The following is a 12,694-nucleotide window of genomic DNA, read 5'->3' as shown; positions in this document are numbered from 1 at the left end:
AAATGCCTGGCATCCATCACGTGACGGCTATTGCCGGTGATCCGGCCAAGAACTTCAACTTTTATACGCGAGATCTCGGCCTGCGATTTGTCAAGAAGACGGTCAATTTCGACGATCCTTCGACCTATCACTTCTACTTCGGTGATGCGACCGGAAGTCCAGGCACCATTCTAACCTTTTTCGTCTGGCCGAAAGCGGTAGCAGGTTCGCGAGGCGGCGGAGAGGTCCATCAGACCGCTTTTCGCGTACCGGTATCATCGCTCGACTACTGGACGAAGCGGCTTGCTGAAAGGGGAGTCGCTTGCCAAGCCATGGAGACACGCTTCAGCGAGCGGATCCTGCCGTTCTCTGACCCGGACGGAATGCGTCTCATGCTCGTCGGGGTCGTCGGCGCCGAAAGCGAGCCCGCCTGGAACAATGACGATATTCCCCAGGAACATGCGATCCGTGGTTTCCATGGCGCGACACTTGTGCTCGATAGCACTGAAAAGACAGGCGCGATATTGACCGATGTTCTTGGCTTTCGCGAGGTAGGTCGCGAAGGAACGCTGATCCGGTTCGCTGCGTCGGGCGAATCGAAGGGCTGTCTGATCGACCTCCAGGAGAAAAAGGGAATCGCACGAGGTCATCAGGGGCTCGGCTCGGTGCATCACATCGCCTTTCGCGCGGTGAATGATGCGGAGCAGGCTGTGATGGTGGGCAAGCTGATATCGGGACATCAAAGACACCCGACAGAGCAGAAGGATCGCAACTATTTCCGCTCGATCTATTTCCGTGAGCCCGGCGGTGTTCTGTTCGAAATAGCAACTGATATTCCGGGGTTCGCCGTCGATGAATCGGTCGAGACGCTTGGACGCAATTTGAAGCTCCCGAGTTTTCTCGAGGCGCGGCGTAGTGAGATCGAAAGAGTGTTGCCCGCCCTCGAAGCGTAGACAAGACGGTCAATACCGCAAACCAGTCGGGCAACTGGCGCCGAGTGGTCAGGACTCTTAATTCAGAGTTCGGCGGAATATGGCAGGATCCACCTAGTCGAGACGACCAGGACGTTCTTGTTCCTGAATTCATCGAAATCGTACTTCTTGGGTATCTTCTGGCGCCTCGATTGCGCGACGCAGAGGCGTCGCTGCTGGAGCCTACACCACTTTGCACGCGCTTTCAGGCAGGCCACCGGGCAAACGCCGCATCGTTTCGTCAGCGTTAGGCGCCTTGAGCGCGCGAAAGCTCTTTTGACAAGCTGCGAACGCTCGATAGTCGACATTGCGCTTTCGCTCGGCTCCTCCAGCCAAGCCAATTTTAAGCGGGCCTTCCGGCAGGCGACAGGTCATGCACCGGACCAATATCGCCAGGCGGTTAGATCTCAACTGTACGAAGTGACGGGCTCCTTTTCCGATCTCGAGCTTTAGCAGGAGGCTGACACTGACGCCTCCGTTGCGCTTCGCGCGTTACAGACCAAAACACCACGAAATGCGATGGAGCGCTGCGACGGTTCTGGCATCTTCCTAACTACCGGAATTAGAATCTGGTCGCGCGAGGCTGCTTTTCGGGCAATCGTGATCAAGCGCTACGGACCCGGGCGATAGAGTTGAGGTCGCATGTGCGCGTTCCACGCCGCACGTTGCGAGTGGTATTCGCGCTGTGGGGCTGACAGCAAGAAGTGACAAAGCGTCATCAATCCAGGCAAAGCCGCCGCTCGTCAAACCACGTACTACTCGCAGTGGGTCCACTCATCCGACCCTCATTCACTCACTTATGGAGAACATCGATGTCGAATCTCAAAAATCTCTCGATGCTGTTGCTGGCGGTCACCACGATCTCGGCTCCGGCAATGGCTCGCGAGAGCCGAGCGGTCGCGCAGCAGACCGTGCCGAGCGTCCGATCGCTCGCGCAGCAGACGACGCGAAGCGCTGTGTACGTCCCGGACGCGGATACTGAAGGGCGCGTATGTGTGCCGGCTCCGCGTGTTGGTGCATTTGCCACCGCGCCGTGGAGCGACAGCAACATTCCCTGCGAGCCGTGATTGGCAATTGATTGGTCGTAGGGTCAATCGAGACGTGAAAAACAGCCGGACGTCCAATCTGATGTCCGGCTGTTTTGCGAAGCGACAAATTGCATTCAGGGAGACTGGAGATCACCTAGCAGACGCCCTATCCCAGCGGCCGCACGCGACGGCCAGACGAATGATTTTGATCAAGATAGCAGGACGATCCCTTACGCGCGTTTCCGCATTGACACCACATTTCCATCACGCCGCGGTACCAGGGACACAACTGCCGCCCTTGCAAGGTCTTCCAAGGCGGTCGCAATGTATTTCGCGTAATGCCGCTCGATCATTTTGACCGAGGTGTTGTGCAATTTGGCAACCTGTTGGATGGGCAAGCCCTTTCGGAGACCGCGCACGATGCTCGAGTGCCGCAAAGCATAGGGGATCACCTCCGGCATACCGGCGCGCTCGCGAATGGCCTTCCAAGGACGTGCAAGTTCGGCTCTTTTCCACGGACCGCGTTCAGACTTCTTCCACGCGATACCTCCCGGCTCCTGTTCATGGATCCACCGCTCGAAAAGAGGTGCATCGCTTGGCCGCCCGACGATTGCGGGTGAAAGCACCTCAATCACGTCGTCACCCACTGGAACCGGGTCTGAGCCGCTGTTGCCGCCACGCCCTTTGTAGGAACCCGGCAGCATCAGACGCCGTGCAGAAACCTGGGCGTCGCCTACGCGCATTCGCCTGACCTGGGCATACCGCGCGCCCGTCGCGGCCAGACATACGATGATCCGATATAGATCGCCATCGAATCCTTGCTCCTGATCGACTTCACACGCAGCCTGAAGGATCGCGCCAACTTTCTCATCCGTGAGAATCTGGTTATCCCGAGCGACCGACAGGTCATCATCATCGATCCGCTCGGCTTTAAAGCCGGCCTTCACAATGGCGAGGAACGCCGGGTTTAGTTTCTTCCGATCTGCGGAAAGCCGCGGCCACGCGGCATTTAGTGCAGCCTTGAGGTCATTGACGAACCGCTGCTTGGTAGTGACCTTTAAGTCCGCCGGTAAACCCTCACGCCAAACTATCAAGTCGGCTTCATTCAAGGCATGCAGATGCACCGATGCGAGAGGAGCAGCGTCCATAGCTTCCTGATTGCCGCGCTTTTCCTGACCAAGGAGGTAGCGCCGAAGCTTCGTACCGGCGTCGGATTGGACGTCGCGACCTGTTCGGCGTCTTTCTCGAGCATCTCGATCCTTGACGTAGGCTTCTACGGCCGATCGCACGGTGGGCGCCGGGCCCGCCGCCTGTGCCGCGGCTTCTGTTCTGGCTCGAGCTACCGCCTCCCGAGCCGTTCTGACGGCCTGTTCAAAGGTTAGAATTCCGTCGGCGGGCCTGTCATTGATGTCATTGGTGATGCCAATTGGCGCCTGTTTGTAATTGCCGCCTTCGTGGTGATTGCGCCAGCGGACAAGCCAAACGCCACCCCGTTTTCCTTTGCGATAGCCCAGATGCGCTTCGGCATCGAGGCGACGCCAATGCACGCCAAGCTCCCCCACCGTGCCAAGCGCTCACGCCACCATACGAAGGACAAACAGCGGTTCTTCGTGTCGGTGGTTGCGTTTGATTCCCTCCCTGGGCGCCACGCTTCGCCCTTGCGGGCTACGCGTGGCGGAGCCGCGCAAGATGACGATGGCGAAGCGTGTCCGGCGTAGCTTGAGCGAAGCGAAAGCGAAGACGGACTTCTCGGTCCCTTAGGCTCCATCCACCTCACGGCAGATTGGCCCGTAGCTTGGATGAACTGATGGCTCGCGCATCGGTGGACTCCGCTACCTACCGATAGTCCTTGTTGTCGATCGCCTTGCCTCCGTCTCCGCCGGTCGGCATGCATTCGACCTGCACGAGGTCGGGATAGAGCTCCCAGGATCGCACCAGGAATTTCCGGCGGACACCGTAGGAGGTGATGACGCAGCGGTTCAGCACCGGGCTGACGGCGGCGGCGACGTAACCGGGATAGAACAGCGAACCGTGGTGGAGGATGCTCCAGAGCTCGTTGAACCAGGTCGAGCGCACCCGGAAGGTCACGGTGTTCTGCTCGGTGCAGGGCAGCGTCTCGCAGCCATAGACCTCGTGGACCTCGAGGCCTTCGGTCTGCGAACCGGAGAGGTTCTGCGAATTGGACAGATACAGCTGCTCATCGTGCCGCACCGTGGCCAGGTACCAGGGCAGGGTCGCCGCGACCGTCACCGCGCCATAGACGAGGTAGCAGACGGCGATCGTCGCCAGGATCATGACGCCGCCGCGCGCCTTGCTGAATTCCGGATCGCCATAGGCGTCCTTGGCGTAGACGCAGCGCGCCCAGAGCGAGCGGTAGCCGGCGAATGTCCATCGCACGAAGCGGTAGAGCCGCCAGGTGACCGGCGCGATCAGCGTCAGGTAGATCCATCCGCAGGAGCGGACGAACTGCGACCAAAACCGGCCGAGCACGGTCAGGTCGCGATGGGCGCGCCCGAGCTCGGACTGGTCGTAGGACTTCTTGGCCTCGTAGGCCTTGGTCTTGAAGTCGGACAGCGTCTTGTCGATGCCGTCCAGCAACGCGTTGGCGTCGTCATGCGGCTTTTCGGTCATGGGGGATCCAGCTCGACGTGAAATGGCGGCTCGTCGCATCGAAGCCGATGTCGAGCGTGCCGGTGAAGGCGGGGTCCGCCATCGTCTTGTCGACGATCATGGCCTCGATGCGTTTGATCCGCCCCGGCAGGCCGCGGGCGCCGATCTCGGGCGAATAGGTCTTGTCGCAGAACTCGCGCAGCTCGGCCTCCGGGAAGCGCACCTCGATCGATTGCGCCGCGTAGAAGGCGTTGATGCGCGAGATTTCGCGGAACACGATCTTCTCGATCGTGTCCATGTTGAGCTTGTGGAACAGGATGATGTTCTCGCGTCCCTCGAAGCGGTTCAGGAATTCGGTCCGGAACGCCTTCTTCAGGTCGCGGATGGTGAGCTCATAGGCTTCTTCCTGGCTCAGATCGCCGGGACCGGGGCCGACCCGCAGCGCATGATCCGCACCGATATTGGTGGTCATCGGCATCACCACATCGCCGAACTCGACCTTGCGGCCGAGATTGTCGCGGCAACGCCCGTCGTCGAGGATGTTGAGGCAGATGTTGAAGATGTCGGGGTGAGCTTTCTCGATTTCGTCCCACAGCATGACCTGATACGGATTGGCCCGCACCGAATTGGTCATCTCGCCGCCGGCCGCGAAGCCGTCATAGCCCGGAGGCGCGCCAATCAGCTTGGTGACGTCGTTCTTCTCCATGAACTCGCCCATGTCGTAGCGGTTCAACGCCTTGTCGGTGTCGAACAGCGCTTCCGCCAGCCCCTTGGCGACCTCGGTCTTGCCGACGCCGCTGGCGCCGCAGAACAGGAACGGCAGCGGCCGGTCGGTGCGCCGCCCCCGCCGCCAGACCTTGACCGCGCGATCGACGTGGTCGAGCACGTCGTCCTGACCGAACACGCGCCGCTTCAGCGAGCCGTGCAGGTTGAGCAGCTTGACGGCGTCGTTCTGCTTGAGCTTGGAGGCATCGATGCCGGAGATCAGCGAGAACTCGTCGATCACCATGTCAGCGGTGAACAGCAGCCGGTCGTTGATCTCCTTGGTGACGGCCTTGTACCTCACCCGGTTCTCGTCGACGGCCGCCTGGGTCCGCGCGATGTCGCCGCGCAGCTGGAGAATCTCGGGCGTCGCATAGCCGGACGCCCTGGCGATCAGGTCGAAGTCGGCATCGCCGGCGGAGGCCTTGCCGGCGGGCTCGTCGAGGTGCCGCTTTTTCTCCTCGTCCTCGAGGGTGCGCAGTTGCGCCTCCATATGCGCGATCGACTTCTCGCCCTCGCGTTGCGCCGCGTAGTAGCCCTTGATCCTGGCCTGGTATTCCGCGAACTCGGCCTTGTGGCGCGCGATCGCGGCGCGCACGGCGGCGGCCTTTGCTTCGCTGCCGGGCGGGGCTCCGCTGGCGGTGAGACGCGCCAGCTCCGCCTCGAGCTCCGCGAGCAGCGGCGGCGTCGAATGCGCCCGCAGCAGATAGCGCGCCATGCCGCGATCGAGCAGGGTGCGGGTGCGGGCGGGCTGCGCCGCGGTGAGCCCGGTGTCGAGCGAGCGATACTTGCTCGTCATGTCGATGGCGGCCTTGACCGCCGCCGGATCGATCCGGACCTCGTAGCTCTCTTCGAGATCTTTCGCGCCGTGCAACGCGATCTCCTCGAGCTCGGCGCCGGCCGGCTCGGTCAGATCCATCAGCGTGAAATGATCGCGGAAATCGGAATGGCACTTGAGGACCTGGGTCAGGTCGGCCTCGCGCACCTCGAGGAAGACCTGCGTCTTCTTCGCCTTCACCATCGCCGTCAACGCGTTGACGATGTGCATCAGCCCGCTGTTGCGCAGCGCGTCGATCAGATCGAGCGTATCCTCGACAATCAGGACGCTGTCGGGGGTGCGGTTCAGGATGGCGAAGATCGCCTTGAACTGCTTGACGATGGCGTCGTTGTCGCCGAGCCCGAACAGGCCGTCGGTGTCGAGCCAGAACAGCCGCTTGTTGACGATGTCGAACGGCGCGTCGGCGTCGGCCTTGCGGGCCTGCAGAGCCAGCGCCAGCGTAGTGATGCCGACGCCGCTCGGGCCGGAGACGATCACGCTGTTGGCTTCCATCCGCGTGAGGATAGTGCACAGTTCCTCGAACTTCTCCGCGCGGCCAACCAGCTTGAAGTTCTTCCGGTTGGCGAGCATGTCGCTGCCGGCGATCAGAAAATTGTCGGCCATGGGGATGTCCATCGGTCAGGCTGCACGCGGGAAGGCCCGGACCGGCATTGCCGGTCCGGGAAGCAAGCTCAGATCTGCCCGAACGTGATCTCCTTGTCGTCGACCGGCTTCGGCGCCGCCGCAGCCGCCGACGCGCCGGGTTCCTTGGCGTCCATGCCGATGCTCTCCTGCAATCGCGCGCGGACCGTGGCGGTGACATCGCTGAGCTCGCCGAGCCGGCTCTGGATGTTGGAGAGCCCGTCTTCGCGCAGCTTGTTGGCGGCCTGCAGCGATTCGGCGATGTTCGACATCGACTCGACCTTCTCCATGATCCGCTTGGAGGCCTCGTCGACCTGCAGCGCCTGACGGATCACCTCCTTGTTGGCGACATCGTCGGTCACCGCATTCATCGCCCGCATCGAATCGCGCACGCTCTCCGAGGCTTCGTTGAGCGCCGAGTTGTTGAGCGCCTGGATCGTGGTGTTCAGGCTGGTGGCGACGCTGGCGATGCCGTCGCTGGAGAGCTCGCGCAAATTGACGTTCTGCTTGCCGAGGGCGTCGTGGAACGTGTTGGCGTCGACCGCGTCCTTTTCGAGATCGGCGACGGTCTTCTTGGTGCCGCGCCCGCTGTCCAGCAGCGCGGTGACGTGGCGCTCGAAATCGTTCTTCTTCCGCTCGCGCTCGAGGCGGGCAAGGGTATCCTCGCCCTCGCGCGCGGTCGACAGCGCCTGCACCTTCTCCTTGTTCGCCGCGGAGGCGAGGTCGATGCCCTTGTCGAGGATCGCGACCACCGTGATCATCTGCGAGTTGATCTTGACCAGCTTATCGGCCTGCCCCTCGATCCCGCCGAGCTCGTCGCGCAGCTCCGAGACCGTGACCTGCGACTTGTCGATGTAGTCGAGCGCGGCCTTGATGATGCCCTCGACGCGCTTGACGTGCTCCGGGCCGGAGATGTCGAGCATCTTGCGGACCTGGTCCTTCTCGGCCTTGAACTTGCCCTGCTTGGCGTCGTGCTCTGCCTTCTCCGTGATGATCGCCTGCGCCTTGTCGCGAGAGGTCTTCAGAGTTTCGATCAGCTTGGCGATCAAGAGCTCCTTGGCCGCGATTTCGGCCTGGGCGGATTTCTTGATGCCGCCGAACAGGCCGGTCTGCGTCTTCAGCTTGGCGATGTCGCGCTCGAGCATCTCCTTGTCGGAGGTCGCCTGCCGCGCCTGGGATTCGACCTCCGAGGTACGGCGGTCCCAATCGGCCTCACGCTTGCGATCCTCCTCGATCTCCGCGAAGGTATCCAGCACGACGTTGTCGCCGGCGGTACGCAGCGTGTAGAGCGCATCGAGATTGTCGACCAGCGGCCGGATCATCTCGCGGAAGTCCAGCACGCCCTTGTTCATGTCCGCGAAGGTCTGCTTCATCTTGGCGAAGACAGACGTCGACGACAGCTCGATCAGCTTGCGTTGCATCAGCGTGCGCTGCTGCGCCAGATATTCCTTGTAGGCCTCGAGCTGCTTGACCGAAGCCTTGCACTCTTCGGCAAGGTCCGGCGAGAGCAGGGCGCCGATCTGGCGGCTGCGCTCCTCCGGCGTGACTTCGGGATTGAAGACGATCTTGGCCACGGGATTGGCGGTGATGTCGACAGGCGCGGCCTGCGTTGCCTGCTTCGGCGCCATCCGCGCCTTGATGGCCTCGTTGACGGCGGTCGATTCCGCGAGTTTCGGGGATGCAGAGGTAGACATTGCAGTCGTCTCCAGGTGGGGCGACTCCGAAACGGAGCCGCATGTGCAGCGCGGGCGTTCAGGCCGCGTTGCGGGAAATCGTGCTTGGGCAGCTCACATGAAAATTCCGGCCGGCGCGGAAGCTAGATGCGACTCCTCAGTCGCACAACCATAGGGAGGTGCAATTAGAACGTTTAACCAAACGAAGTCGCAACATTGTGTACGCATCGTTTTATGATTGCTGAGAGTTTCAGCCCGGCGGGAAGCTCATTGTTGATGGCTGCTTTGTCGCTTCATGCCCGGTCTGGTTCGATTGAATCGTCGTGGGCCTGTTCTGGATTGATGCAAGGGGCTTGGCATCGGACGCTAAAGGAAATGCGCCCTCTGGTTGACGCGCGCAAGGCGCACACGGCGATTTGAACTCTCAACCCGTAGTACCCCTCAGATTCCATGAATGCCAAGGGTTTAACTATTTGAATTGTTGCCTGAAATTCCGCTGGCTTGGAGCGATCCTGCACGGTTCCTGCCCCCGCAGTGCCAAACCCTAGAGCCGATTCCTTCTCGGCTGGATCCGGTACGCTTCGCGCTCGATGCCGGCGGCCACCAGCGGCGCCTTGTCGGCGGCGATCGGCGGGGAGAACACGAAGCCCTGCACCAGGTCGCAATCGAGCCCGCCGAGCACGTCGACCTCGGCCGGCAACTCGGCGCCCTCCGCCACGACGGTCATGCCGAGCCCATGCGACAGCGCGATGATGCCGCCGAGCAGTTTGCGCTTCTCCGGCGCGGTGGAAATGCCGTCCACGAAGGCGCGGTCCACCTTCAGGCAGTCGAAGGGCAGGCGCGTCAGATAGCCGAGCGAGGAATAGCCCGACCCGAAATCATCCAGCGCCAGCCGGGCGCCCAGATCGGAGAGCGCCGTCAGCGTGCGGCTGATCCGCTGCTCGGTATGATCCACGAACAGGCTTTCGGTCAGCTCCAGGCAGAGCAGCTCCGCCGGGAAGCCGGTCTCCGCCAGCGCGGCCGCGACGGCCGTTTCGAAATCCACGTTCCAGATCTGCGCCGGCGAGACATTGACCGAGACGGTGCGCGGCGGCAGCCCGGCATCCAGCCAGGCGCGGCACTGCCGGCAGGCCTCGCGCAGCACCCACAGGCCGAGATCGACGATGAGCCCGGAGCTTTCGGCGATCGGGATGAACTCCGCCGGCGAGATCGGCCCGCGCTCGGGATGGGTCCAGCGCAGCAGTGCCTCGAAGCCGGTGACGCGGCCGGTCCGCAGGTCGAGCTGCGGCTGGTAATGGGCCTCCAGCGTGCCGGCCTCCACGGCGTGGCGCAGATGCCGGCCGAGATCGAGCCTTTGATCGACCGCCTGGGCATAGACCGGCTCGAACAGCTGGGCCCGGCCCCGCCCGGCCTCCTTGGCCATGTAGAGCGCGAGGTCCGCGTTGCGCACGGCCGTCTCGGCCGTCGCGCCATGCTCCGGCAGGCGGGCGATGCCGATGGTGGCGCCGACGACGGCCTCGCCCTCGGTGAGATCGACCGGGACCGACAGCCTGCCGATCAGCCGGTTGGCAAGCCCGGTCAGCGCGGCGTCGGACATGCTGCGTCCCTCCGCCAGCACGGCGAACTCGTCGCCGCCGAGCCGGGCGATCAAGGCGCGCGGCCCCAGATCCTGCCGCAGCGCCGCCGCCACCTGGATCAGCAATTTGTCGCCGGCGGCATGGCCGAGGGAATCATTGACCTCCTTGAAGCGATCGAGATCGATCAGCAGCAGCGCGCCGCCCCGGCCTTCCACGGTGCAGCCCTCGATCATCGCGGCGAGCTGGCGAGTGAACAGCGCGCGATTGGCAAGCCCGGTCAACGGGTCGCTGTAGGCGAGCTGCTCGAGCTGGCGCTCGGCCTCCTTGCGCTCGGTGACGTCCTGCACGGTGCCGATGATGCCGATGACCTTGTCGTGGGCGACCTCCGCCTTGCAGATGACGGCCAGATCGCGGGCGGTGCCGTCGGCGTGCAGGATGCGCAGGTCCGTGGCCTCGGTCGTGCGGGTGCGGAGCACCCGTTTCTGCACCTCGCGGAAGCGATCGGCATCGCCGCCCAGGAAACGTGGCGTGATGTTCTCATCGGTCGGCGCAAACGTGTCGGGGTCGAAGCCGAGCAGCTGATAGAGCTCGGGCGCCCAGGTGGTGCGGCCGGTGTCGAGCCGGTAGCTCCAGGTGCCGATCTTGCCGAGCCGGTGGGCTTCCTCCAGTGCCCGCGTGCGCTGGTCGAGCAACGCCTTGGCCGCCCTGAGCTGGGTGATGTCGCTGGCCGTGCCGCGATAGCCGAGAAAGCTGCCGTCGTCGGCGTAGATCGGCTTGCCGCTGGTGCAGATGCTGACGCGCGACCCGTCCTTGCCGATCAACGTATAGATGAAGTCACGAAAAGGGCGATGGGCCTCCATGTCGGCCCGGTGCTGCGCCATGCCCTCCGCGTCCTCGGCCGCATAAGCCAGCTCCCAGCGTGCCTTCCCGCCGGAGGCCACTGTCTGGAAGGCCGCATTGCCGGGAAGCGATTTGGGATAGGGCAGCAACCGATGGTCGGGGGCGCTTTCCCAGCACCAGTCCGAGGCGGTAGAGACAAAATCAGCCAGCCGTTGCTCGCTCTCGGCCAGGCGGCGCAGCGCGGAGGTTTCCTCCGTGACGTCGCGGACAATGCCGGACACGCGCCGGACCTGACCGCCCGCGTCGAATTCCGGCTCGCCCTGCACCACGCAGTCGAGCACGCTGCCGTCGGACCTGCGCAGCCGCGTCTGCACCGCATAGGGCTGCCCCTCCGCCCAACAGGCTGCGTAATGCGCCTCCAGAACCTTCCGGCTTTCGGGCAAATAGCGCTCGCGCACCGTGGCGATGGGGATGAAGCCGTCGACCGTCTTGAATTCGTAGAACGAGGCGAATTCGGGCGATATCCAGACATCGGTCGCGGTGGCACTGTGCGATTCCCAGTACCCCATGCGGGCCATCCTGATGGCGCACCGCAGCGACCGTTCCTCATTCCAGCGTCGACGCGCTACCCGCGTGAGGGCCTGCCCTTGCGGCAGTTTACGAGCGGCCATCGGTCCCCAACCAAAACGCCAGCGTACAATTTACGCGGCAAACTCGTTAGCATATCGCACGACAACCTTGGAGCGATGCAGGTCACAGTCGGGGGAGCTTCCGCAGATTTGGTATAGTATCGGTGAATCCTGCAACCGGCATTAGGTACGCGAGGAACTTAACCTGGATGAAACTCTTTGTTGCCGCGGTAGCTCAATGCCTTGCTCAAGGCCTTGGCATCCCGCGCACGAAGGACGCTTGAAAAATGACCAGGAGATTCAAGGTCGGCGATCACGTCAGCTGGAATTCCGAGGCCGGCCACGTCTCGGGCACCATCATCAGGGTTCACACGCGTGATTTCGATTACAAGGGGCACATGCACCGCGCCTCGGAGGCCGATCCGCAATACGAGATCAAGAGCGACAAGACCGATCATGTCGCGGCCCACAAGGGCAGCGCGCTGCATCCTGCGTAGCAGAGGCGCGCGTGGCGCTTCCGTTCTTCACGATAGGTCATTCGAACCGCAGTCTCGAGGATTTCATCGCCGTCCTCACCGCGGCCGGCATCGACCGTGTCGTCGACATCAGGACGGTGCCGCGCTCGCGCACCAATCCGCAGTTCAACAAGGACACGCTTCCCGGTTCGCTTGAGGCCGTCGGTATCTCGTATGAGCATCTGGCCGATCTCGGCGGGCTGCGCGGCAAGGCGCGCAGCGTGCCGCCTTCGGTCAATGGCTTCTGGAGCAACGAGAGCTTTCACAACTACGCGGACTATGCGCTGTCGCCGCAGTTTCACGCAGGCCTGCAGCATTTGCGCGACGAGGGTCACGGTCAGCGCTGCGCGATGATGTGCTCCGAAGCGGTGTGGTGGCGCTGCCACCGCCGCATCGTCTCCGACTATCTGATCGCGGCCGGAGAGAGCGTCGTCCACATCATGGGGGAGGGGCGGCTCGAGCCCGCCCGGCTCACTGACGGCGCCGTCGTGCAGAGCGATGGGACGGTGGTCTATCCGGCGACGGGGCAACTGGATCTATAAGAGGTGGCGACGCTTGCAGCCGGTAAGGCATGATCGGGAAAAGCGTTTGCGCTTGCAAAATTGCGCCACGTCGTATCGTGTCAATGACGCAACTGATCGATGAGAACGC

At 62.9% G+C, this 12,694-nt stretch carries 10 protein-coding genes; 5 read left to right on the top strand and 5 right to left on the bottom strand.

What is annotated here, in order from left to right:
- Positions 1–2 precede the first annotated feature (2 nt).
- The 3 genes from QDT69_RS25750 (at position 3) to QDT69_RS25740 (ending at position 2,017) form a co-directional block, all read left to right on the top strand.
- Complete coding sequence (locus QDT69_RS25750; protein WP_279709279.1) at positions 3–932, top strand: ring-cleaving dioxygenase; 930 nt, start codon at positions 3–5, stop codon at positions 930–932.
- 117 nt (positions 933–1,049) lie between these two features.
- Entirely contained in the window at positions 1,050–1,403 is a 354-nt protein-coding gene (locus QDT69_RS25745; protein ID WP_347952060.1) for a helix-turn-helix domain-containing protein, read from the top strand.
- Positions 1,404–1,762: 359 nt separating this feature from the next.
- On the top strand, positions 1,763–2,017 hold the full coding sequence (locus tag QDT69_RS25740; RefSeq protein ID WP_279709276.1) for a hypothetical protein: 255 nt from the start codon (positions 1,763–1,765) through the stop codon (positions 2,015–2,017).
- 191 nt (positions 2,018–2,208) lie between these two features.
- Here QDT69_RS25740 and QDT69_RS25735 read toward each other — a convergent pair whose 3' ends face one another.
- From QDT69_RS25735 to QDT69_RS25715, 5 genes are all read right to left on the bottom strand, one after another.
- Complete coding sequence (locus QDT69_RS25735) at positions 2,209–3,525, bottom strand: tyrosine-type recombinase/integrase (protein ID WP_279709275.1); 1,317 nt, start codon at positions 3,523–3,525, stop codon at positions 2,209–2,211.
- 289 nt (positions 3,526–3,814) lie between these two features.
- On the bottom strand, positions 3,815–4,609 hold the full coding sequence (locus QDT69_RS25730) for a hypothetical protein (protein ID WP_279709274.1): 795 nt from the start codon (positions 4,607–4,609) through the stop codon (positions 3,815–3,817).
- Positions 4,590–6,791, bottom strand: coding sequence for an AAA family ATPase (locus QDT69_RS25725; RefSeq protein ID WP_279709273.1), 2,202 nt, complete (start codon positions 6,789–6,791; stop codon positions 4,590–4,592). Before QDT69_RS25725 ends, QDT69_RS25730 begins: the two co-directional genes overlap by 20 nt.
- A 68-nt stretch (positions 6,792–6,859) precedes the next feature.
- Entirely contained in the window at positions 6,860–8,503 is a 1,644-nt protein-coding gene (locus QDT69_RS25720) for a hypothetical protein (RefSeq protein WP_279709272.1), read from the bottom strand.
- Positions 8,504–9,026: 523 nt separating this feature from the next.
- Positions 9,027–11,468, bottom strand: a complete 2,442-nt coding sequence (locus tag QDT69_RS25715; protein ID WP_279709271.1) for an EAL domain-containing protein — start codon at positions 11,466–11,468, stop codon at positions 9,027–9,029.
- A 347-nt stretch (positions 11,469–11,815) separates the two neighbouring features.
- Between QDT69_RS25715 and QDT69_RS25710 the strand changes: the two genes are divergently transcribed.
- Both QDT69_RS25710 and QDT69_RS25705 read left to right on the top strand, forming a co-directional pair.
- A complete protein-coding gene (locus QDT69_RS25710) occupies positions 11,816–12,025 on the top strand; it encodes a DUF2945 domain-containing protein (protein ID WP_074128806.1) in 210 nt (69 codons plus the stop codon).
- Between the two features lie 11 nt (positions 12,026–12,036).
- Positions 12,037–12,585, top strand: coding sequence for a DUF488 domain-containing protein (locus QDT69_RS25705; RefSeq protein WP_279709270.1), 549 nt, complete (start codon positions 12,037–12,039; stop codon positions 12,583–12,585).
- Positions 12,586–12,694 lie beyond the last annotated feature (109 nt).

Source organism: Bradyrhizobium sp. CER78, from assembly GCF_029846235.1.
Lineage (GTDB): Bacteria > Pseudomonadota > Alphaproteobacteria > Rhizobiales > Xanthobacteraceae > Bradyrhizobium.
Note: the sequence above shows the minus strand (reverse complement) of the source record. Positions and strands in the feature narration are given on the sequence as shown.

What these genes read in the sequence shown, in the direction of transcription:
- QDT69_RS25725 (WP_279709273.1), bottom strand. Translation starts at nt 6,791, where the DNA reads ATGGCCGACAATTTTCTGATCGCCGGCAGCGACATGCTCGCCAACCGG.
- QDT69_RS25740 (WP_279709276.1), top strand. Translation starts at nt 1,763, where the DNA reads ATGTCGAATCTCAAAAATCTCTCGATGCTGTTGCTGGCGGTCACCACG.
- QDT69_RS25715 (WP_279709271.1), bottom strand. Translation starts at nt 11,468, where the DNA reads ATGGGGTACTGGGAATCGCACAGTGCCACCGCGACCGATGTCTGGATA.
- QDT69_RS25720 (WP_279709272.1), bottom strand. Translation starts at nt 8,503, where the DNA reads ATGTCTACCTCTGCATCCCCGAAACTCGCGGAATCGACCGCCGTCAAC.
- QDT69_RS25730 (WP_279709274.1), bottom strand. Translation starts at nt 4,609, where the DNA reads ATGACCGAAAAGCCGCATGACGACGCCAACGCGTTGCTGGACGGCATC.
- QDT69_RS25750 (WP_279709279.1), top strand. Translation starts at nt 3, where the DNA reads ATGCCTGGCATCCATCACGTGACGGCTATTGCCGGTGATCCGGCCAAG.
- QDT69_RS25710 (WP_074128806.1), top strand. Translation starts at nt 11,816, where the DNA reads ATGACCAGGAGATTCAAGGTCGGCGATCACGTCAGCTGGAATTCCGAG.